Annotated in this window: 12 protein-coding genes and 3 tRNA genes; 10 read left to right on the top strand and 5 right to left on the bottom strand. The window is 55.0% G+C overall.

What is annotated here, in order from left to right:
* Positions 1-20 precede the first annotated feature (20 nt).
* The 5 genes from ricT to G7Y43_RS07260 all read left to right on the top strand — a co-directional run bounded on the left by ricT (position 21) and on the right by G7Y43_RS07260 (position 6,303).
* On the top strand, positions 21-1,667 hold the full coding sequence (ricT, locus tag G7Y43_RS07280; RefSeq protein WP_165045562.1) for a regulatory iron-sulfur-containing complex subunit RicT: 1,647 nt from the start codon (positions 21-23) through the stop codon (positions 1,665-1,667).
* A 72-nt stretch (positions 1,668-1,739) separates the two neighbouring features.
* On the top strand, positions 1,740-3,209 hold the full coding sequence (locus tag G7Y43_RS07275) for a nicotinate phosphoribosyltransferase (protein WP_370514661.1): 1,470 nt from the start codon (positions 1,740-1,742) through the stop codon (positions 3,207-3,209).
* An 87-nt stretch (positions 3,210-3,296) separates the two neighbouring features.
* The gene (locus G7Y43_RS07270; protein ID WP_165045560.1) at positions 3,297-4,229 is read left to right on the top strand and encodes a DegV family protein; all 933 of its coding nucleotides are present in this window, start codon (positions 3,297-3,299) and stop codon (positions 4,227-4,229) included.
* Positions 4,230-4,300: 71 nt separating this feature from the next.
* A complete protein-coding gene (locus G7Y43_RS07265) occupies positions 4,301-5,317 on the top strand; it encodes an NAD(P)-binding domain-containing protein (RefSeq protein WP_165045558.1) in 1,017 nt (338 codons plus the stop codon).
* A gap of 11 nt (positions 5,318-5,328) precedes the next feature.
* Entirely contained in the window at positions 5,329-6,303 is a 975-nt protein-coding gene (locus tag G7Y43_RS07260) for a radical SAM protein (protein WP_165045556.1), read from the top strand.
* On the opposite strand, the gene G7Y43_RS07255 is transcribed toward G7Y43_RS07260, so the two are convergent.
* From G7Y43_RS07255 to G7Y43_RS07245, 3 genes are all read right to left on the bottom strand, one after another.
* On the bottom strand, positions 6,225-7,451 hold the full coding sequence (locus G7Y43_RS07255; RefSeq protein WP_241158188.1) for a TIGR03915 family putative DNA repair protein: 1,227 nt from the start codon (positions 7,449-7,451) through the stop codon (positions 6,225-6,227). The genes G7Y43_RS07260 and G7Y43_RS07255 overlap by 79 nt on opposite strands.
* The gene (locus G7Y43_RS07250) at positions 7,451-8,893 is read right to left on the bottom strand and encodes a putative DNA modification/repair radical SAM protein (protein ID WP_165045554.1); all 1,443 of its coding nucleotides are present in this window, start codon (positions 8,891-8,893) and stop codon (positions 7,451-7,453) included. Before G7Y43_RS07250 ends, G7Y43_RS07255 begins: the two co-directional genes overlap by 1 nt.
* A 293-nt stretch (positions 8,894-9,186) precedes the next feature.
* A tRNA-Thr gene (locus G7Y43_RS07245) sits at positions 9,187-9,261 on the bottom strand.
* Between the two features lie 189 nt (positions 9,262-9,450).
* Here G7Y43_RS07245 and G7Y43_RS07240 point away from each other — a divergent pair.
* The 3 genes from G7Y43_RS07240 (at position 9,451) to G7Y43_RS07230 (ending at position 17,110) form a co-directional block, all read left to right on the top strand.
* Positions 9,451-9,524, top strand: a tRNA-Gln gene (locus G7Y43_RS07240).
* A gap of 31 nt (positions 9,525-9,555) precedes the next feature.
* A tRNA-Glu gene (locus G7Y43_RS07235) sits at positions 9,556-9,632 on the top strand.
* Between the two features lie 467 nt (positions 9,633-10,099).
* On the top strand, positions 10,100-17,110 hold the full coding sequence (locus tag G7Y43_RS07230; RefSeq protein WP_165045552.1) for an InlB B-repeat-containing protein: 7,011 nt from the start codon (positions 10,100-10,102) through the stop codon (positions 17,108-17,110).
* A 159-nt stretch (positions 17,111-17,269) separates the two neighbouring features.
* Here G7Y43_RS07230 and fetB read toward each other — a convergent pair whose 3' ends face one another.
* Positions 17,270-18,064 carry an iron export ABC transporter permease subunit FetB gene (fetB, locus tag G7Y43_RS07225; RefSeq protein ID WP_165045550.1) on the bottom strand — a complete coding sequence of 265 codons (795 nt, stop codon included), beginning with the start codon at positions 18,062-18,064 and terminating at the stop codon, positions 17,270-17,272.
* A gap of 1 nt (position 18,065) precedes the next feature.
* Entirely contained in the window at positions 18,066-18,749 is a 684-nt protein-coding gene (locus G7Y43_RS07220; RefSeq protein WP_165045548.1) for an ATP-binding cassette domain-containing protein, read from the bottom strand.
* A 740-nt stretch (positions 18,750-19,489) separates the two neighbouring features.
* On the opposite strand from G7Y43_RS07220, the gene G7Y43_RS07215 reads away from it, so the two are divergent.
* Both G7Y43_RS07215 and G7Y43_RS07210 read left to right on the top strand, forming a co-directional pair.
* Positions 19,490-20,668 (top strand): LuxR C-terminal-related transcriptional regulator, encoded by a 1,179-nt coding sequence (locus tag G7Y43_RS07215; RefSeq protein WP_165045546.1) that lies wholly within the window; start codon positions 19,490-19,492, stop codon positions 20,666-20,668.
* A 169-nt stretch (positions 20,669-20,837) separates the two neighbouring features.
* Entirely contained in the window at positions 20,838-22,526 is a 1,689-nt protein-coding gene (locus G7Y43_RS07210) for an FAD-dependent oxidoreductase (protein WP_165045544.1), read from the top strand.
* The last annotated feature ends 21 nt before the right edge of the window (positions 22,527-22,547 follow it).

The following is a 22,547-nucleotide window of genomic DNA, read 5'->3' as shown; positions in this document are numbered from 1 at the left end:
TATATAAGGAGTGGTGCTGAATGGTTCGGATAGCGCCCGTTACGTTGAGCAACAACCCCAAGACACTTTGGTTCGATGCGGGGGACATTACCATACATGAGGGCGACAATCTGGTGGTTTCCACCGCACGTGGCACGGAGTTTGGCCGTGCTGTCGGTGAAGTATTTGAAGCGAGCAGCGAGCAGGTGGATAAGCTGAAAACGCCGCTGAAGCCCGTGAAGCGCGTTGCCACCTCGGAAGACGAAGCGAACGCCCGCATCATGGAGCGTAAGGCGGCTGAAGCCCTGCCCGTATTTAAGGAAATGGCTGCCGAAATGGGTGATGATATGCGCCCGGTGTCGGTCGAATATTTGCTCGACGGCGACAAGGCCATTTTCTATTTCGAAGCCGAAGACCGTGTCGATTTCCGAGAGTTGGTGCGGAAGTTGGCCGCTCGCTTTCACGTGCGTATTGACATGCGTCAGATTGGCGTGCGTGACGAAGCGCGCATGATCGGCGGTTTAGGACATTGCGGACAAGAGTTGTGCTGTAAGCGCTTGGGCGGTGAGTTTTGCCCGGTGTCGATTCGCATGGCGAAAGAGCAGGATCTGTCGCTGAACCCCCAGAAGATATCGGGTGTGTGTGGTCGTCTGATGTGTTGTCTGCGCTACGAGTATGACGCATACAAGGATTTCAACAAGCGTGCGCCGAAGCGCAACGCCACCGTGCAAACGCCGGTAGGTCCTGCCAAGGTGGTCGATCTCGACGTACCGCGCGAGATTGTGACGGTGCGCGTTGAGGGAGAGAAGCCTGTGAAGGTTCCCTTAGCCGATTTCGACGAGCCACAGGGCGAGGGTCGCCCGAACGTGATCGGTGAAGAGGCATGGGAGTGCGCGATCGAACAAGGCCGCGCGGCGTTGGGATCGGCTTCGTCGTCGCTTTTGACCGGTCAGTTGACGGCCGGTGACAAGCTAGCCGATCCGCAAACAGTTCGCCACACGGGTTCGGCGTCGGCTGGGCGAAAACAGCGCGACGCAGCGGCTTCGCGGCCCGGTTCGCAGAAGCAGCGATCGAAATCGCAGGACTCATCGAAGGGGTCGAGCAAGAGTTCCAGTTCTGCGAAGACACCTGTGCACAAGCGCGCGTCGTCTCAAACGCGTGATGGGGCCGTTGCAAACACGACATCTACGCGCACACCACGTCGGCGCCGTTCGACGAAGCTCGATGCGAGTGGGGTTTCGGTGACAACGCAAGCACCCGTGAGCCGTTCGCATGCTGCAGCCGAAACGTCGGCGGCAGGCAAGGGCGCTGCAGGTACTGCGAGTGCAAAAAAGCGCGAGGGTGCCGGCGGGTCGCAAGCGCGCAAGGGTTCGCAGGGTAAAAAGCAGGGAGCTCAGCAGGGACAGCGAAAGCAAGCAGCTGCTTCCGCTACCTCTGTCAGAGGTGGCGCGCAGAAGGGTGGCGCCGAAGCGTCGCGGCAAAGCGGAAAGACAGCGGTGCGTCCTGGTCAGAACTCGTCGGGCGTGCGAGGTCCGCGCAATGCGAGTACTAGTCGCGAAGGAGCACATACCGACACGCATGCCGCGCCGCGCGATGGGCACGCGCCCGCCGATGCGCAGAAACGCGCAGGGGCGCATCGCCGCAGAAGGAATCGTAAGTCTTCAGGCGAGACGCCGCAGCAGCAGTAAAGCAATAATTACGACGGACGAGAGACAGGTAGTGGACACGCGAACGTGCCCAGCTTAAAGGAAGGAGCAGACGTGCGGGACGGAGAATCCCTGACGGTCGAATATGAGCTGTTGACCGATTTGTATCAGCTCACCATGGCGCAGGGTTATTGGGAGAGCGGGCAAGCCGACATGCAGGCGTGCTTCCATATGTATTTCCGCGACTATCCGTTTGCGGGTGGTTACGCTGTTGCGTGTGGCATGGCACAGCTGGCTGATCTGGTTGATACGTTCCGCTTCTCGGAAAGCGACATCGCGTATTTGGCGAGTCTGGACGCTCCTGGTGGCGGAAAGCTGTTTAAACAAGACTTCCTTGATATGCTGGCAGATTTCAGGCTGCACGTTGACATTGATGCCGTAGTTGAAGGCACCATTGTGTTTCCACACGAGCCCCTTGTGCGCGTATGCGGTCCTATTCTCGACTGCCAGATTATCGAAACAGCGCTTTTGAACTGCGTGAACTTCCAAACGCTTGTGGCTACGAAGGCAGCGCGCGTTTGCGCAGTTGCCGGCGCTCCGGTTGCCGAATTCGGCTTGAGGCGCTCGCAAGGCGCCTTCGGCGGCGTGTGGGCGAGCCGTGCGGCGGTGGTGGGTGGCTGCGCGTCGACGTCAAACGTGTTGGCTGGCAAGCTGTTCGGGTTGCCTGTGTCGGGTACGCATTCCCATTCCTGGGTGATGTCGTTTCCCGATGAGCTCACGGCGTTTCGTGCGTATGCAGCGGCGTTCCCAAAAAACTGCGTGCTGTTGGTTGACACCTACGACGTGATCGAAGGTGTGAAAAACGCCATAACGGTGGGGTTGGAAATGCGCGAGCGCGGTGAGCGAATGGCTGGCATTCGTATCGACTCGGGCGACCTTGCCTGGCTTGCCAAGACGGCGCGGCGTATGCTGGACGAGGCGGGGCTTTGCGATTGCGGTATCGTACTGTCGAACGATCTTGACGAGCATACTATTAAGTCGATTCGCGACCAAGGGGCCAAGGTGGATTCGTGGGGCGTGGGCACGAAGCTGGCTTGTGCTTACGATCAGCCGACGCTTGGCGGCGTGTATAAGCTGTCTGCCACCAAGGTAGGCGAGGGGTCATGGACCGATTGCCTGAAAATTTCGGAAACGGCGGCGAAGCTTACCGTGCCTGGAGTGTTGGATGTGCGGCGCTACTATTACGATTCCGGCACCATCGCCGGCGACATGGTGTTCGACTGTAACACCGGTGTAGCTGATGCTGAGACAATTGTTGATCCGTCCGATGACTTGCGTCGTAAGACGCTGCAGGGGCTGCGCTTTGAAACGCTTTTGGCTCCGTTGGCGCGCGATGGGAAGACTGTGCTGCCAAGCGAATGTCGCGATGCGCTGGCGGCGCAGCAACGGTGCCACGCGGGGCTTCTCACTCTTGATGAGAGCCAGAAGCGCGTGCTGAACGCCCATACCTACCCGGTTGGATTGGAGCGCAGCCTGTTCGAGCGTCGCCACGAGTTGGCCATTAAACTGCGCGGTTTGGACTAACCGGGCTTTTGGAGGCTGCGGCGGTGTAGGCGTGCGTTGGCTGTAGCGGCGTGTTGCTGACTGTAACGAACGAGAATGGAGGGCGCTATGGCGCAATGCAAATGCAACCTGATCATCGACTCGTGCTGTGATCTACCTTTTGGTGTTGTGGATCGGGAAGGGGTCGAGCTGATTCAGTTTCCGTACCTCATGAATGGCGAGAGCCGTTTCGACGATCTGTATCAGTCCACCACCGCGCACGACTTCTACGACGCCATGAGAGGCGGGGCGTGCCCCACTACTTCGCAGGTGCCCATCCCGGTGTTTCGCGAGGTGTTCGAGCGCGCGGTGGCAAGCGGGGTGCCCACGGTGTACTTGAGCTTCACCAGTGGTTTGTCGGGAAGCTATGACGCTGCCATGCTCGTACGTGAGCAGGTTTTGGCTGATCACCCCGATGCTGAACTCCATGTGGTCGACACGAAGCTGCCCTCAATCGCCGAGGGTTTGCTGGTGTACGAGGCCTTGCGTCAGCGAGAAAACGGCATGACCGCATTGGAACTTGCTACGTGGGCCGAAGAAGCGCGGTATTTCGTGCGGTGCGAATTTATGGTTGACGATCTTGAAGCGCTGCGGCGCGGCGGGCGCATTCCTTCATCGGTGGCATATGCGGGTGCGAAGCTCGACGTGAAACCTATGCTGTCAGTTGATCTTGAAGGCAAGTTGTCGCTGGTGGGTGTTGCCCGTGGGCGCAAGAAGGGAATCAAGCAGCTTGCCGAGTACTATCAGAAAAACGGTGATGACGAAGGTGCCGATAAGCTGGCGTTAGTGGGAAACGCCGACTGCCCGAAGGACCTCGTTCGGTTGAAAGAGGCCGTGTCAAAACTGGATGAGCAAGCAGTGTTCTTGGAAACGTCTATCGGGCCGGTAATTGGCAGCCATGTGGGGCCGAACATGATTGCCATCGTATTCTGGGGTAAAGACCGCCGGTGCGGCCTGTCGGTTGCTGACCGCATTGCTCGCAAGGTAAAGAGCGAGGGTTAGCGGTTGGATAATGATTCGTGTGGCAGACGCTCTGCTGTCTGTTCGCGTGCGAAAGCGAAAGGGAAGCTTTCATGATTGAAACGTATGCGTTTGCGGGGTTCGAATCTTGGGGTCGGGTTGTTGACGAGCGCTTGCAGGCGCAAGGTTTCGTGCGTGCGGAACGGCTTGCCGATGCCGATGCGGTAATCACGTACTGCGTGACACAGACGGAACTCGAGGATGTCTATTTCGACACCGATGGCGTGGTGCAAGTGGCAAAACCTGGGGCAGTTGTGATTGATCTGTCCGCGTCGACGCCTAGTTTCGCGCGGGAAATCGGCGCAGTTGCCACAGTGAACGATCTTCACTTCGCCGAGGCACCCCTTGCTGTATGCGACATGTTCGCTGATGACGCTCTGGCTGATGCCGGTAATCTTGTTGGTTTCGTTAGCGGTGACGATACGGCAGTGCGCTTGGCACTTCCCGTGGTTCGCGCGCTGGCGGCAACGGTTCATGAGACGGGTGTTGCGGGAAGCGCGCAGCTTGCCAAAGCTGCGTGGACGCTGCGTGCGACGTCTTGCCTAGCGGCAGCGGTTGAAGCTCAGGCGTTGTTCCATGTTGCGCAGCATGCCGGTCTCGCTTTCGATGCCGGCCTGAGTGCGCCAGGCTCCGATGCGTTCGCTGATGCATGGCGGGCTATCGTCGAAGAGCGATTTGAGGGTACCTATACTGTGGAAATACTGCTTGCAGAGCTGTCGGCGGCGCTGATGGCGGCCGATGACTACGAGCTTATTCTGCCTCATGCTGAATCGTGTGCGCACATGCTTGAATTGATGGCGCTGATCGGTGGCGCTGATAAATCGCCCGCGGCGTTATCGTTGGCGTATGGCGATGAGGCAGCGTGTGCTGCTCATGGCCTTGATTGGACGCGCGCTGAGCAGGCGTATAGCGATGGTTTCGATGATGACGAATACGATGACGACCTGTATGATTGCGATTTCGATTGCGATGATTGCGATGACGACTGTTGCAACGAGGATACTTGCTCTTCAGGGCGCAGCCATCGACATGGCCATGGGGGTTTGTACTCAGGCTTCAGTATGAATTAGGCGCAATTCTGATGGATTGTACTGGTGGAGAAGGGAATGTGGGCGCGGGATGCATGCTTTGCCCGCGCGCATGTGGCGTTAACAGGGGTCTTGGGCAACGCGGCGTATGTGGCGCAACAGATGAGGTAGTACTCGCGCGTGCTGCGTTACATTTTTGGGAAGAGCCTCCGATAAGTGGTGAACGGGGCAGTGGAACGGTGTTTTTTGCGCATTGTCCGCTGAGGTGTGTGTATTGTCAGAACGCCGTAATTGCTGCTGGTAAGGCGGGTATCGCAGTGTCCGTTGATAGGTTGGCCGATATCTGTTTGGAGTTACAGGATCAAGACGCGCTCAACATCAATTTCGTCACGCCGACGCATTATGCGCCGCAGGTGCGTGTGGCGGTTGCGACGGCACGCAAGCGAGGGTTGTGTCTACCTATCGTTTGGAACACGTCGGGGTATGAGACGGTGCAGGCGGTGCGAGACAACGAGGGTGCCGTTGACGTATACTTGACCGATTTCAAGTACGCCGATGCCGAGCTCGCAGCGCGCTATTCGAGAGCTTCCGATTACCCGCGGGTGGCACGTGCCGCACTCGATGCTATGGTTGAACAGGTGGGCGAGCCGGTGTTCGATGAGGTTGACGGGCTGCCACGATTAGTGCGTGGCGTGGTGGTGCGCCACCTCATGTTGCCGCAGGCGTACGACAACTCGGCCAAGGTGGTGCGTCTTGTGCACGAGCGCTACGGTTCACGTGTGTTGCTGTCGCTCATGAACCAATACACACCGGTGCTTGCTCAGGCAGCAGCCGCGGGTGACACGCATGCAACAAGCGTGCTCAAGCGATGCCCCGAGCTTGCTGAACGTGTGCCCGACGCCGACTACGAGCGACTACTCGATTACGCGGATACGCTTGGTATCGAAGACTATTTTTGGCAGGAAGGTGACGCTGCTAAAGATAGCTTCATCCCTCCCTTCGATTGCACTGGGGTGCGGTCTGTTTGATTGAGCCTGCCCGCAGACAGTGCGTCATGTGCTGAAGTGCCGATGTACTGCCGCTCGCTTGCGCGGACGGCGCGCGGCAGCGTCTCTTGCATCTCGGTGATATTTTTCCAAAGGCGCATGGGCATGAACTGCCGTCGAAGTTCGGGATGGTAACGCGACTCTATCGATACCGAATCGTAAAAACGCTTCCAGGCGCGGCGCATAGGCGCTTCGTCGGGTGCGTAGCCAGGAAGCGTTATCTCGTCGGTGCGCACAAGCTGCCACGTTCCGTTTTCGCTAACGCCGGCCAGATAGTGTGTTTCGTCGTAGATGATGAATGGTTGCGTGTTAAACCGTGCGGCGAAGTGGGACATGATCAAAGGAACAACACTTGCTTTTGGGTTACAGCGCGCGAACCACACGCTGTTATCCATGTGTTCGAAGCGGATAAACTGTCTCATGCGTTCGGCTTCGCATGTGGCTTCTCGGACGAGTTCGCGCACGCCTGCCACAGCTGGATGCGACAGGTCATTCAGTGTGCTGGGCTGAGCGCTGTTCGAACAAAGGCCCAGGTTACCTTCTCCAGTACCCGAACAACTTCGCTGTCGTTTGCAGCCAGCGCAGGAATGAGGGCGGTTTTGTACCATGCCATGACGGATGAAGCGGTACACCGCCATGCTCATGGTGGGATTATCGGAAAGCGAGGCGGTGCGCACGGCGGCGAACCCTGCCGGTCCACAGTTGCGGCACACGCCCACACGCACCCGCTCAGCGCGAGTAAGATCGGTGCTAATGCTTCTCACAGCTTGCCCGAGTCGCGGTTGGAAACTATCGGCGGGCATGATGTCTGTAGGGTCTTCTCGGTTGGCGTAGGCAGCGAATACGCATGAGAGCAGCCCCTCAAGCGTTCCGTCGTAGGTGTAGGCAACCGTGCTGGCCGATGCGTGCGAACTGACAGTGTCGCTTTGGGTGTCGCTTCCACATTCCATGGTTTGGACGGATGGGGAGGGTTCTATCATCTCGCCAAGGATGCGCCGTCGCTCGATGACGTCGGGAATGCGTGGTGCGGTACACACCTGGTTCGCTCGCTTATCGCCGCAGGTGGTGTTCGTTGCGGCATTTCGGCCGTTGTCGATGTTGGGTGTGAGTTTGGTTTCGATTCGCGTCATTAGGATGCCTCCAGCAGTCGGTTCCAATCGCTTGTAGTACACGAACGTGGTGCGGAACTGGTGAGTGGTGCAGCGTTCGGTGTGTTCTGACCGGGTTGCAACCCGCGTGCCCGCAGTTTCTCTGGCGTGTCGACGCTTTCGAACAAGCTCATTTGGCCAGGTATTGCCTTATCGGCGCGGCGGCCGTGGCGCCCTCCATTGATAGGTGCTGAAAGCTGTGCATGCAGTACGTCGCGTGAGAAGTCGATACCAGGTGCGGCGTACGTTCCGTTGCACGTAATGAAGAATTTTGCCCGCTTGAAAGCAATGCCGAGTTTGCGCAACTCGTCTTCTCCAAGTTTTCGCTGTCTGCGTGCGGCGATGATACTGCGTGCTCCCTTTACGCCGATACCGGGCACTCGCAACAGCATTGCATACGGTGCGGCGTTCACTTCAACAGGGAACAAGTCAAGATGGTTAAGTGCCCAATTTGCCTTTGGATCAATGTCGGTCTCCAAGAAGGGGTGGCTCTCGTCGATGATCTCGGTTACGTCAAACTTGTAAAAACGTAGCAGCCAGTCGGCTTGGTAGAGCCGGTGTTCGCGATTAAGCTGCATTGCATCGTTGCTGGGTAGGCGTGGGTCGCTGTTTACGGGTACGTATGCGCTGAAAAACACACGCTTCATACTCATGGTGCGATACAGGGCTGCCGAAAGGTTCAGCACGTGGTAGTCGCTTTCTGGGGTTGCGCCAATGATCATTTGGGTCGATTGTCCGGCGGGAGCGAAGGGCGCTTGTTTGCGTCTTGTCTGCACCGACGTGCCATATACGGTTTTCTTTCCCATGAGTGCACGGACGTCGCGATCGGTTGCGATAGCGTCGCGAATTTGCCGCATGGGGGCAACGATGTCCTGCTTGCTCTTCTGTGGGGCGAGCAATGCCAAGCTTTGGTGCGAGGGAAGCTCCATATTCACGCTTAGGCGGTCGGCAAGCTGTCCGAGCTCGTTGATTAGTTCGGGCGACGTGCCGGGAACGGCCTTCGCATGCAGGTATCCCCGAAAGCCGTAGTCATAACGCAGGATGCGTAGCGTGCGGGCCATAAGCTCGCTCGTTTGGTCAGGGTTGCCGATAACGCCAGAGCTTAAGAATAAGCCTTCGATGCAGTTGCGACGATAAAACGCGATAGTCAGATCAGCGAGCTCCCGTGGTGCGAAAGCGGCTCGCGGTACGTCGTTGCTCGCCCGATTCACACAGTAGGCACAGTCGTAGATGCATACGTTGGTCATGAGTACTTTAAGCAACGTGATGCAACGCCCATCGGGTGTGAAGCTGTGGCAGCATCCGGCTGAACTTGCCGACCCGAGTTGCCCGAAAACCGCACCGCGATTGACGCCCGACGACGTGCATGCGACGTCGTACTTTGCGGCATCGGCAAGAATTTCTAACTTATCAGCCGTTTCCATAGCTTCCCTCGCAGTGCTCTTCGGCCATTTCAAAATACGATCAAACGTTCGTGCGAATGTATGTTCGTATTCTAACATGAATTAGACGAGCAGAGGCGAGGAAAATCATTCGACTCAACGCTGCGACTCACCGCTGTACTACTGGAACAGGGTTCAATCGTGGGCTCGTTGATGATGAGCCCAAATCAGTCTCCAGAACTTTCAGTACTCAACACCCCTGTTGCGCTTGTTCTGGAACGTTGCTAAAAACTGAAAGTGGGTCAGACGGTACGCCGTCTGACCCACTGTTTTTCTGGAGCCAGTGACAGGAGTCGAACCCGCAACCCACTGATTACAAATCAGTTGCGCTACCATTGCGCCACACTGGCAAGCCGCACGCCTCGCATAGCGCGGCGTGCGGATCATTGTACGACAAAGCGTTCGTTTTGGGAAGGACGGACAAATTTCCCGAAAAAATTCCCGGTAACACTTGACGAAAAGCCAAGGGATCCGTAATATACCGTCTTGCGCTTACGTCTTGCCTCTGCGGTGGCGTAGATGCACCGAGAAGATGCCACTGGGGTGTCGTCTAATGGCAGGACAGCGGATTCTGGTTCCGTATGTGAGGGTTCGACTCCTTCCACCCCAGCCAGTTTTCGGTTGTACGAGCAAAGCGCACATGTGGCTCCGTCGTCTAGCGGTTTAGGACGCCGCCCTCTCAAGGCGGAGGTCGCCGGTTCGAATCCGGTCGGAGCTACCAAGAATGCTAAGGGCCGCCCTCCGGGGCGGCCTTTTTGTTACTGTTCACGGGTCAGCCAGTGGCAGTCAGCGTGTTCAGCTGCACGCAGATGAAGCTGGCTTCCCGGCCAGAGTCGAAGTCCAGCAAAATGTCCGGGCTCCCAATCTCATACGGACGCATTTGTTGTACTCAATTATAAAGCGAACTGCAAAAGTTGGCGGGTGTAAACCCGAAAGTGAGACTGATGGCGATGCCGAGCATGCCTATGATAATCCGGCTCCGGATGATTGCATCTATTACAAAGATAGGTGGGTACGATGTCCATACAGATCAGGTGCAGACGATTGTAATCACGTAAGGTAAAGAATCAGTTTGTTTTCAAGGTGTGGCGGCGTTCTTTGTATAATTTGGGCAAATAAGCATTCCTGAGGTTTAGGAGGCTAACGCAGTTGCAGACGTTAAACGCACCACAAACGAAGCCCAACGTAATGCACACCCTGCGAGCCGCCATATCGTTGATGATGGCGTGCGTGCTGGTGGCCACCCTTGCTCCTGTAGCTCCGCATGCTGTTGCTTTTGCCGATGAAAGCGAAAGCGACAGCTCTGCTGAAATATGCGGCAGCTGCATGGACGAAAACGCCGGAGATGACGTTGAGTCCCGAGAAAAAGAAGCCGACGCGCATCTTACAGAAGCTCTCGCACAGGCTGAGGAAGACCGCGCTCGCGCCGAAGCAGAGGCGCAGCGTGAGTTCGACGCTGTACGTGAAGCCGAAGCGGCTCGCATTGACACTTCCCTGACCGATAGGGATATGCTGTTGGCGGATGACGCTAGCAGCAACGTTTCTGGCAACGCTGGCGGTGAGTCCGATGCGTCCGATGCGGGCAACACGCCCGCAAAACGAGCCGCGCGGCGGGCGGCCGTCATGTCGTTGCGCAGCGTTCCAACCTATTGTGCCGACATAACCTATAAAGACATCAAGTCGTTAAGCGTTTATGAAATGAACGGCGACGGCAGCGTTTTCAATGTCGGCATGCTGAACGTGAACAACTTTAACCCGACCGATCGCTTAGCATACGTTGAGTGCTATCGGATACCCTCGTTCTACGCGGAAATAGAGTCAGCCAACGTTGTTGACGATAAGTTCTATCTCAAGCTGAAGCTTCCCACGGCCGAAGGCGAGCAGCAACGGTATCTCGACGTGCTGTGGGGATATGTGAACGGAAGCTATTCGCGCCCCGTAAGCCAACAGGTTACCGACGAAACGATTCTGACTTCGCTCGAGCAGGTGCAGGGATACGACTCGGAGCGCAATAATGCCTACATCAATGCATATAAGCTTGCCCCATTCGCATCGCTCGAAGATATCGTGAAGTCGGGCAATGCGATTCCTGCCGACAGCCCGCTTGCTACGAAGACCATTGTGGAAAGCTGGCCGGTGCACAAGGACTCAGGTATGAAGGTGAGCCTGCGTTCTGGTCAGGTTGAAGACGTTGCGCGCGCTGTCGTTTGCTTCTCTGACGGAACATCGCAAACGCTTGATGTTTCATATATGGGAACGTCTCACTTGGCGGCATCGTATGTGGCCGCCGAGCCGGAGATTCTCTACCAACCAGACTTCTGGGTGCTTGACGATGGTGTTTCGGGGAGCGCCATCGAGAAAGTCGCTACGTTTATCCGAAGCAAAACGTGGGATAGCTACTTCAAGAGTTTCTGCCGTAACGTTGAGGTACACCGCACAGTACGCGACTACTTCGACAGAAACATACATGATAACGCTGAGGAAGTTGCGGCAAACTTGCTTACTAACGTGGGTGGATGGTGCGCAACAGCTCCCAACACGAAGGTGTGGGATGCCATTATGACCAGGTCGATGGAGGCGAAGCCCGAAACAACGTTTACCTCCACTATACGCGAGTATAAGATGTTTGACTTGCTGTTCCTGTATACCTACTACGAGCGCTTCTACGGTTTCGACACTGGTGGAAGCGAGTCGGTGGGCGCTCAAAAGAACGTGAACCCCTTTCTGCTCATGGCGTTTCGGGGGGATGTTATACGTCCTGGGTTGTCGCTTGTTGGCATGACCTCTGACGTGCGGTATTCGTCGGTTTACACGTTTTCTATGACCGATAAAACGTCTTCGGGCGCCTATTCGGCGTTCCTCGCGAAGCGAACGGGCGCGCCGGACGTGCCGTCGTTTTTGCAGATGATTGTTCAGCGGACGACTGGTTACGCTGATATGGCAAATTGGTTTGCCGATTATATGTCGTCGCGGTATTTCTACAAGGAGTTTAGACCCGAAGGTGCCGAGGGGGTAGACACCAGCAACTTAGTTTGGCGAGGCTGGGATCAGGTGAAACGCTTCCCCGACTATCTGTTGGCGTGGGTAACGCTTGACGACGCCTCGCAATACATGGGCGTTACCGCGGGGCTTTTGGCAACGGGTACGAGTACGGGTTATTACGCGGAACCCAAACTGGACGACGAGCACAGGGCGGCGTTTGAAAAGCTTATGAGTGACGCGGCGTTTAGCCACATGGCAAAGTACGCTGCCACCGCTTCAACCTTTGTGGGGGCGGATAAGGTTAACGCTGTATGCGTTGTGTCAGTAGATCGAAAGTGGAACAAAAATGAAGGTACGGCGTATCTCGAGCGTGAAAAGCTGTGGGGAAAAACGCCGACCGAAGACGACTACTGCAAAAACTTCACCGACGCCATTGGCCTGTACAACAGCAGCTCCATGGGTTCCTCGGTTATGACGCTGAATATGGGTGTGAACTACAAGCGGCTGTTCTTCTTCTACGGGGCACTTGAATGTGGGTGGAATATATGGTCGCATGAAATGGGTCATGCGCTGGACAACGATTGGTTCTTACAGGGTGGCACAAGGCGTGCTGGCACTGAAGACTACACCGACGGGCTTTTAACACAAGGGTTCGGTCAGTATTCCTATAGCATGAATATGACGTACGACTACGACTTGTCGGCCGATGTGGCAACGAATCTCACGCGCGAGCGGATCAGTTCCACGGAAAAGCTCAATTCTTACTACGCCAACATGTACGACGCGCTTGATGTTTTGGATTACGCCGCGCTGGAAGCGTTTCTGCGGCTTGAAAAAGACGAGCAGAATGCCGTGGCTTCGCAGGCGCAGTATGACGGTCAAAACGGCACGAGTCCGTTGGACGTGGGCGCCACGGCAACCATTTTGCGATCGAGAAATGCGGTTTTGAGCAGCTACGATGGAAGTGCTGCTACAGCGCCGGTCAACCTGTCGGCATTTGTCGACGGTACGCGGAAGTTCAACACCGTCGAAGAGGTTTACGACAATCAACTATTCCTGCGTCCCGGCATTTCCAACACGGGAAAAGTTTCGTGGCTGTGGGACTTGTATGTGCAAGAGGATATTCGGGGTGTGTGGTGGCATCCCATTCATGCGAACGGAAGCCACCCCGATTCGCGTTCGTTCAAGTTGCAGATGTATCGCATGCTGGGCGATTACGGCTACGACGCATTTGTTGAGTTCGGCAGCGGCAGCGAGGGAGACGTAGCCAAGCTACAGCGTATAACGGGCTTTGATTCCTTTAAGGAATATCAGCTTGCGAAGTGGGATGCGATTAAGCAAGACGCTGACAAGCTGGAATATGTAGCGTTCGAGGACCTAGTTTCCAAGTTCGAAGAGGCGCTGAAAACCGACGCTTCTAAGGCCGACCGCAACTTGTCGCAAATGTCGGCGCTGCGCACGCGTATGTATTACCTAATGAAGCGCGTAACGAACGATTTTACCTATGGGATATACGACAACCAGGCTCCTGTTACCTTCATACACAACCTCGATGAGCTGCTGGCCATCAAGAACAACCCATATGGTAATTACGCACTTGCCAACGACATCGACACAAGCGCTTTTGAAGGGGCTGATGATCAGGCGCTTGTTGAAGGCGCGTTCTACGGGAAACTCGATGGGCGCGGTCATGCAATATATGCAGACGGCCGCGTATTGCCCAATTTGTTCACCAGTACGAAAAACGCGTACGTTAAAGACGTGACGCTGCGAGGTGGCGTGAGCGCCAAGCCGGCAACCGTGAGCATTAACAGCGAATTCGAGAAGATCCAGTACGACTTGTATGCGGAAAAGATATACACAATCGACGACTTCGTAAACATTGCGAATGCGTCGCCCGAAACTACCAGGTTCATGCTGATGAACGACTTGGACTTTAGCAATTGGAAGCCGGCGACTGCGGGTGGCTCTGTTGTTGCGGGCGTGTTCGCTGGAACGAAGAGTAGCTACAAGGAGTTCAATGGTAACGGCCACAAGATCACGGGGCTGAAAGACACAACGCTCTTTGACAAGGTGTGTTGGGCAAACATCCATGATCTTGCTATCACGGGTTCGAGCAACATGCAGGATGCTGCCAGCGGCAGCGGTGTGTCGCTTGTCGCCAAGGCTTCTGCTGCATCGCGCTTCTCGGACATCTTCTTCGAGAACGTGTCGCTGCGGGGGAAGGATCGGATCGGATTTGTTTCGGGTAGCGACGGCTTTATCAACTACCAGGGCAATGCGCAGGAAACGTACGGTTCCCAGTTCGATCGCATTCAGGTTATGGGCGGCACGATTGAGAATGGCACGAGGAATCGTGATGCGCAAAGTCAGACGTGCTACGTTGGTTTCGTAACGGGGCGTGCTCTGAATAGCGACTTCAACGACGTGTATGTGCAAGGAACCCTTATCACCTACGGAACGAGCTGTGGTGGCGTGGTGGGAGCAATACGGCAGTCGTCGCGCTTAAACAGGTGTGTTTCCAACGTCAACATAGATCGCAAGCCCATCTCCAACGCAACATGGACGGTGTACAAGAACGGGTGCGTACTTGGCGACATCGAGTCGATTGACGAGAGCGGACAGCGCGGTGAGACACTCATCTCGAATTGCTTCGGTTTGGGCAATCCTAAGGCTACCAATCCGAGCTATGAATGCGGGCGATTGGCTTGGAATACCCCAACAGCAGGCGCAGGGGCTCAAGCCAAGTTCACGAATTGCTTTGAAAACGGTTACGTGTTCTATGGAAGGTCACTTACGGGAACGGGTGGGGTTTCCTGGGTTAATACGGGCGACAGCTTCCGTGCTCAAAAGGTTTCAGCGCCGACGTACAAGGTTCCCGATTTGCGGAACAACAAGGAGTTCTACACCAACCTGGGATTCAGCGAGGATGTGTGGGACTTCGACACAACAATACCGGCCGGATATCCGGTATTAAGGATACTAGACGATTCTTCGGTCGCCTTCAATGTAGACATCAACGTCGACTACAAGAACGAGAAGATCCTGCTTTCGGGTGCTGACTATAGCGCCGATAAGACCTATATCAGCAAGTTGCCTATGCTCAACAAAACTGCAAATGAGCTCTACGACCCGCTCATGGAGCTCAATCTTTCGGTATGGAACGGCGCAAGTGCGTTCTATGAGGAAAATGATGGCGAAATCAGTCTGGCGGAAACAATCGAATTCGACATATTCGGTGATACGCGCGAAGTCGGGTTCAAGATGTATCCTGCCGATTCAGGAAAAGCTGTTATGTATGAGACATCGGTCGTGGTACCGCCACGTTTCGATAACCCGTATGCTTCTAGCATAGTGGGGGTAGAGGCCGACGAAGCGGGTGGCATGGGCGCTATCAGTATTGATGCGGCCACTTTGCAGGGTGCTGCTGGCGGGTTCGAATACCAGCGTGTGCCCGATGACCTGCTGCAGTATGAAACTAAGAGTGCCGACGGCTCACACACCATCATCCCATCCTCGAAATTCCCTCGCGAGAAGTGGACTCCTATAACCAGTACGATAACCGACGTCGAGCCGGGGATGTATGCAGTGCGCCTGGGAAGCTACGAGAAGTCGTTTGCATCCAATCCGGTTATTATTACAGTAGGCGACTACAATGCATCAGCCGTGCGTGCTGCCATTGAGTTCAACGTGAACGGCGGCGAATGGACAAGCGAAGCGAACGTTCCGACGCATTACGTACAGGGAAAGAAACTCGTGCTTCCTAGGCCTGAAACTATGCGTCGCAATGGCTACAGCTTCATCGGTTGGTATGCGCAAGCTGATTTTTCGGGAGAGCCACTGCTCGAAATTTCGGAAGAAGAAACTGGCGCCGTGACGTTGTATGCGCGCTGGAATGCCGAAGAATTTCCGGTTGAACTTGTTCTGAACGGCGGTTATTTCGAAAGCTCTGAGGAAAACGTGCTGTTGTACCAATATGGCGTTGAAACTTCACTTCCGGCCTCGCCGTTGCGTGAGGGACACACGTTTGTGGGATGGTACGACAATCCCGAGTGTACGGGTGATCCGGTGGAACGCATAACCGCTTCTGACCAGGGTGCAAAGCGCTTCTACGCAAAGTGGGATATCACACCATGTGAGATAACGTACCATCTTGGTAGCGGCGGTGCGGGCAAGCCTGCCTTCGCGGCCGGTGTTGATACGGCGAAATATGCAAGCTATGTGCCGGGGCAGACGTTTATGCTTCCCACTGCGAGCGATCTTGTATGGGATGGGTACACGTTTGAAGGCTGGTTCGATAACGAAGATTGTGAAGGCGTGCCTATTACGGAAATTCTCGCTGACGATACGGGTGACAAAGAATTCTTCGCGAAATGGGAAAAAGATGTCTACGTTATCACGTATGTGACAGACGGTGGAGTTTTTAAGCAGGAGCCCCAGAGGGTGTATCACGTGGAGAACGACTTTACGGTGGGCAGCATCATTGAACTTCCCACGGTTGACAACATCAAAAAGGACAAATACGTTTTTGAGGGCTGGCATAAAAAGGCTGACTATACCGACGAGGCTCTTGAAAACATCGCCCTTGATGAGCCGAACGTAACGCTTTACGCCAAGTGGAGGTTGAACCGCTTTGATGTCACACTGCACGCCAACGGAGGAACATTTGCAGAAGGTGTAGATGATCGCTTTGCCTACGAGGGAGGCGAATCGATAGACCTTCCCAAGGCAGAGGAGATATCCCGCGACGGGTATGAGTTCTTGGGATGGTACGACAATTCAGAGTGTACGGGTTATTCCGTTTCCGCCATAGACGGCGACTCTGTTGGTGAAAAGGCGTTCTATGCGGGATGGAAGACGTTGGAAGTTGACGATCCTGTTCCTGATGATCCTTCGATGAAGCCAGAAGACCCGCCGATTACACCCGACGTGCCGCCAACCACGCCAGACGTTCCGCCAGCTGCTCCTGATAACCCCAACACTTCAGGTACTCCGGGGTCTGCAAGTGGTGGTGGCAATCAGGGTAGCGGAGATGGCCAGGCCAATGGTGACGCCGCTCATGCGGGTTCCGCCGCGCCTTCGCAGGCAGGCGGCAAAAATCAGCTCGCTCCCACGGGAGACAGGCTACTCATTTCGTCTGCAACGTTGGCCGCGCTCGCGCTACTGTTTACCTGTGCAGCCGTTGCTTCATGCCGTGCAGTAAGAAAACGCAGGTAACAAGTTAAGTAAGAGTGTTTGAGTAGTTATGTCGTAGCGGGTAGTGAAAAGCTGCCCGCTACGTGAGTGATGTGGAAATAAGAAGCAAAGAAAGTGCCGATGAAAGCTGTCAGCGCAAGGGCTAGTGCATTCTGTCTTGCTGCTAAGGGATGTTTTGGCCTACGAGCGTAATGCGGGGGAGAGGAAGCATCCGTTCGATGTGAAGCGCTTGCGATAGGTGGAAAAACAAATTGCGACAATAGACAAGGTTGTTGCCGCAGAGATCATAAGCAAGACAACAATCTGGTATTTCGCTGCGATCATGGGGTCTGCGCCGGCAAGTACTTGCCCAGACATCATGCCGGGAATCTGAACGATGCCCGCTGCCGACATGGTAGCAAGAGCAGGGGTAAGACCCGAGCCGATAGCCTTGCGGATCGAAGGGAGTGCTGCTTCCTTTGGCGTTGCACCAAGTGCGAGATATGCCGCAATCTCATCCGCGCGTGTGTCCATGTCTGAAAAGAGTCTGTCAACTGCCACAGCGGTCGCGCTCAGTGTGCTGCCAAGAACCATTCCTGATATCGGTACGAGCACGCGTGCGTCATACCACGGCGAAGCGTGAACAATAGCCTCGACCACCGTGAACGATACGATCATTGACGACAAGAAGATTGACCCAAACACTTCCGGCCAAATGTTGAGCCCTTTGCCCTTCACGCGGCCTAAGGCAATTTGTGTGGCGGCAAGCGACATTCCCACCAGTACGAGACAAACGAGCCACCACGACTGGTATTTGAACAGGTAGACAAGCAGCAGTCCCATTGCCAGCAGCTGCAAGAAGCAACGAGTGGTTGCAACCACGATAGCTTTGGTTTGCTTAAGCCTGAGCATCCATGCAACAATGGCCGCCACGAGCATGAAGGCTGTAGCCCCGAAGAGTTCCAGATATCCTATGTCGATAACGCCTGCGTTCACGTTAGACCCCCTCTTCTGTGCAATTGAGCTGCGTGATTGTGCCGTGTTCCAGCTTGAACATTCTGTCGGCGGCACCATCGGGGGGTCTGTGGCGAATGCGTAGGCAAGCCGTATCGTTGCGAACGAGCTGTCGCGTGAGGTTTGAAACCGCTCTCGCTGAAGCGTCATCGAGTGCAGCATCCACTTCATCAAGCAAAAGGACGTTTGGTTTGGTGGCGAAAGCGCGCAGGAGCGCGACTCGGGCAAGCTCGCCGCCGGATAGCTGCGCGGCGTCTCGGTCGAGGTTCACTTCGCCAAGGGATGCTTCGTCCATGAGCAAGCGGAGTTCGGTGTCGCTTGGCGGAGTGTCGTTTCGGCGCACTCGAAAACTCCAAGGCAGCAGCAGGTTATCGCGTACGGTGCCGGGGATGACGGTAGGCTTCTGCGGCACATAACAGACGCGCTTTCGCCATTCTTCTGGTGAGAGCGAGTTTGAGCTGACCTCTTTGAGCAAAAGCGAACCGCGCATCTTAGGCAGAAGGCATGCGCAAGCACACAGGAGACTCGACTTGCCCGACCCTGAAGGACCCACGAGGTCTGTGATCTGTCCCTCCGAAAGCTCGAAACTGATACTGTTGAACGGCTCGAATGTAACACCGTTTCGCCGATAAGATACCGTGAGTTCTCTTGCTTCAAAAAACGCCACCGGGGCCTCCCTCCATGAGTCCTTGGCGAGAAAGATAGTGAACAATACATGCGCTTAAGAGCGAACCGCTCCAACTATACTATGAGTTTACTAAGGCTTCCCTGAATCAGTGGTCTGTTGAGGAAAACTTATCATTCACCAAACCATGATCTGATTTTAGGCTCTTCATTCCAGTAAGCAGTACAATGGGAATGGACTCCTACGTTGGTGTGTAACTCCTATTCAGGGAGCTTGCCTGATGCGGTAAGATGTGGGTGCGGATGCGACGGACACTGTAGGTGAGTTCGCTCGCCGAAACACGAGCCACGCTCTTTCGTAGCCAGAACCGCCTCGTCCGAAAGACCCCTCACGTGCAAGGTGTGTGGGGTGAAAGGATGATCGGAGACTCGATGGCAAACGTGAAAAGGGTAAAGCTCAACGGAATAGATGCATGGGTGCTCACAGGTTCAGCATTGCTATGGGCGTGGGTTGACGCCCTTTTCATGAGCGTTTTCTTCTTACCGTCGGGTCAACAAGGTATTTATTCCGAAATTGCCACAATGGGTGTGTCGGTACTTGGCGTTCCTATTTGTATTGTTCTTTATCTCAAGAGCAGTGCTGTTCGGGTTTGGATTGCAGGGGCGCGATCGCATCTTGTCTCAGGTGTTTTCGGTTGTCTTGGATCGCTTGCTTTCCTTGTAGCGGGCTACAGTGATAGTTGGGTACTTCTTTCGATCGGAATAGTTCTTTGCGCATGGTATATGAGTTTTGCGATTGCATCGTGGGGCACCATCTACTGCGCTAATGGCTCGAAAAGCGCCATTTCCTACGTTGCGGGCGGATTCGCCTTCGCGTTTCTCTTCGACATTCTCTGTCTTGTCATGCTCCCACTTGCTTCAGCTATATTGCTTTCACTCGCCCCTTTCGCTTCGAGCGGAGTTTTGATTGCGTTTGGACGACAATCTCCCAGCAGTCCTGTTCAACAAAGCTTCTCAGAAGAAGTGAGGCAGCATGGAGAAAAAGGTATCGACATTCTCGGCTTGAGCGTGAAGCCAACGACCATATGTGGCGTCATTCTCGTGATGATCGGATTTGGCTACATGCAGCATTTCATGTCGTTTTCTCCGATGGCAAACTCGGGTGCGAGCGGAGGCGTTATCGTGCAGCTCGCCCGTGGAATCGCGGCCATCGCCCTGTTCGTAATCGCACAAGCAGCTCCGAAGCATTTTCGGGCTGCTTGTCGCACGGGGCTGCTTGTTGTCGTCGCCGGTTTTTCGTTGATGCCGTTTTTGGCTGATTCTTCTGTTTCCTGGCTATGTGGCGCATTGGTTTCCGTTGGATACACTTCGTTCGATGTGTTCATTTGGGTCGTTGTCGCACAGGCTTCTTACACGCGAAAGCGCGATCCTCTTCGGACGGTGCTCGTCGTGCGTCAGATTGTTAACGGTGCCTGCATTGCGCTTGGTGCCGCAATCGGCGCTTTGCTGTCATCGTTCTCTTTTTCTCCAAATATACCGTACGCTGAGGCGATCTTTGCAGGCTATCTTGTTACGGTTGCCATCGTACTTCTTTTTGAAAGTGAAGAAATGTGGGTGCTGTTTGGGGAAAAGCCCGCGCCGAGCGCATCCGACACTCCTTTTGTCGACGATGCTTCAACCTTGGAAGCAGTGGGTAAATGCTGGGGTCTTACTCAGCGGGAGTGTGAGATATTGGAATTGCTTGCGAGAGGTCGCTCGCAGCCTTGGATTGCAGAAAGCCTCAGTATCGCTGAGAGCACGGTGAACACTCACGTGCGTCATATCTATCGGAAATCAGGCGTCAACAGTAAGCAAGAGCTTTTGGACCGCATTGGGTTGAGTTCGGTTTCTTCTGGAGTTTTACCTGATGAAATGCCATCCTGTGAAACAGGTGATATGCCAACCGGTTTCCCGGAAAACTGAGTATCTTGAGAAAATCCATACGTTCAGGTGTTTTCCTCCTAAGTTCGTTCCTGAAAACTACCCGTCGTGCTCGCGTGCGGGCGCTGCATGGTCGACAAAGCCAATAAGGGCAAGGATCGACGAGAAGGCCAATAATGGTCAACGGGACATCGAGAGGATGGATAACACTATGGGAATCTCAAGAAGGTCTTTTCTGAAAGGCGCTTTGACTGCTGGCGCAGGAGCCGCTGCCTTTGCTGCAATGCCTGGTTGCAGTCCGAAGCAAAAATCTGCTCCGAGTGAATCGGCTTCGTCGAACTCCGCTGCGACGGGGCAGCATACGTGGGATGTTGCCCCCGAACCGATTACCGATATTGCCGAGACACGTGACTTCGACGTCGTTATCGTCGGTGGCGGCATGGCGGGAACTGGTGCCGCACAGGCAGCTGCTCGAAATGGGGCGACGGTTGCGGTTATCGAGCGTAATGCTGAAGGCCGTTTCTGCGGACTTGATATGGCTGCCATGGGCAGCAAGGTGCTCAAAGACGCTGGTGTCGAGATTAACATCGACGATGCCGTTCGTCTTATGTATGCGGCATCGCAACAAACGGCTAACTACCAGCTCATCCGCACCTGGGCCGAGCAGGCAGGTCCGGTTATCGACTATATTACCGAGTTGTGCGCTGATTACAATGTAACCGTTGAACCTTCCATTGGTGGTACCTCGAAAGCTGGTTGGACGGATATGCCAGAAAAATATGTCGTCTTCCAAGATGCCGTTCGCTATTCGCACAACGAGTACGGTGTATTCGATCGTCCCGACAAAAAGGAACCTCACCAGAATCTTGGCGACGTGTTGGTTGAGGATTCTCAGAAAAACGGTGCCGAGTTTTTCTTTAACACGCATGCCGAACAGCTGGTTGGTAGTGCTGCCGATGGCGTGACGGGTGTTATCGCAAAGGATGCCGATGGGAAGTATATCCAGTTCAACGCCAGCCGCGGTGTCATCATGGCTACGGGAGACATTGCCGGTAATCAGGAAATGATTGACGTCTGGGCTCCTATTTGCAATCGTGCCGACAGCAACGCTTACACCCCTGCCGGTTCCAATACGGGTGACGCTATCCTTATGGGTCGTTGGATCGGGGCTGGCATCTCGAAGAGCCCTGCTGCCCCAATGGTTCACCAGTTCATTATCGACACGCGCGCCTACACCATGACTGCCTTCATGGTTACGATGCTTGCAGTTAACACCGATGGCAAGCGTTTCATGAACGAAATGCCCTTTGAGCCTTATATTACCGATGCGCGTATGAATGCGAGAGAGAATAAGGCTTGGTCGGTGTTTGACTCGAACTACGCCGAGGCTCTCAAGCTTCAGTGGCCTGACGGTTACGAAGGCTTGCTCGAAACGGTTCCTGCTGAAATCGAGGAACGTCTCGATAATGGCACGCTTGTGACAGGTGAAACATTGGAAGAGCTGGCAAGTGCAATTGGTGTTGATCCCGAGACGTTTGTATCTACTGTTGACGAGTACAACGCCGCATGTGAAGCGGGTACGGATGCGCAGTTCGGTGTTGTCAAGCGTTTCCTGAACCCCGTCAAAGAAGGGCCATTCTATGCCTCTCCGGTTTACGCTTCGACGTTGGCGGTTGCCTACGGTCTTCATGTGGACGAGAACTCGCAAGTTTGTACCGACGAAGACGAGCCCATTGCTGGTCTGTTCGCGGCTGGCAACTGCCAAGGTGACTTCTTCGGCATGAACTACCCGGTGCATTGCCCCGGTTGCAGCACCGGCCGCTCGCTTGTCTACGGGCAGCTGCTCGGTGAGGCGCTAGCAAACGACACCGTTATTACGGACATGCTCGCGAATCGATAAATCTCTAACAAGTCCTCCATT

It is taken from the genome of Adlercreutzia sp. ZJ138 (genome assembly GCF_011038935.1).
Classification (GTDB): Bacteria; Actinomycetota; Coriobacteriia; order Coriobacteriales; family Eggerthellaceae; genus ZJ141.
The sequence above is the reverse complement of the archived record's forward strand: the minus strand, read 5'-3'. Positions and strand labels throughout refer to the sequence as shown.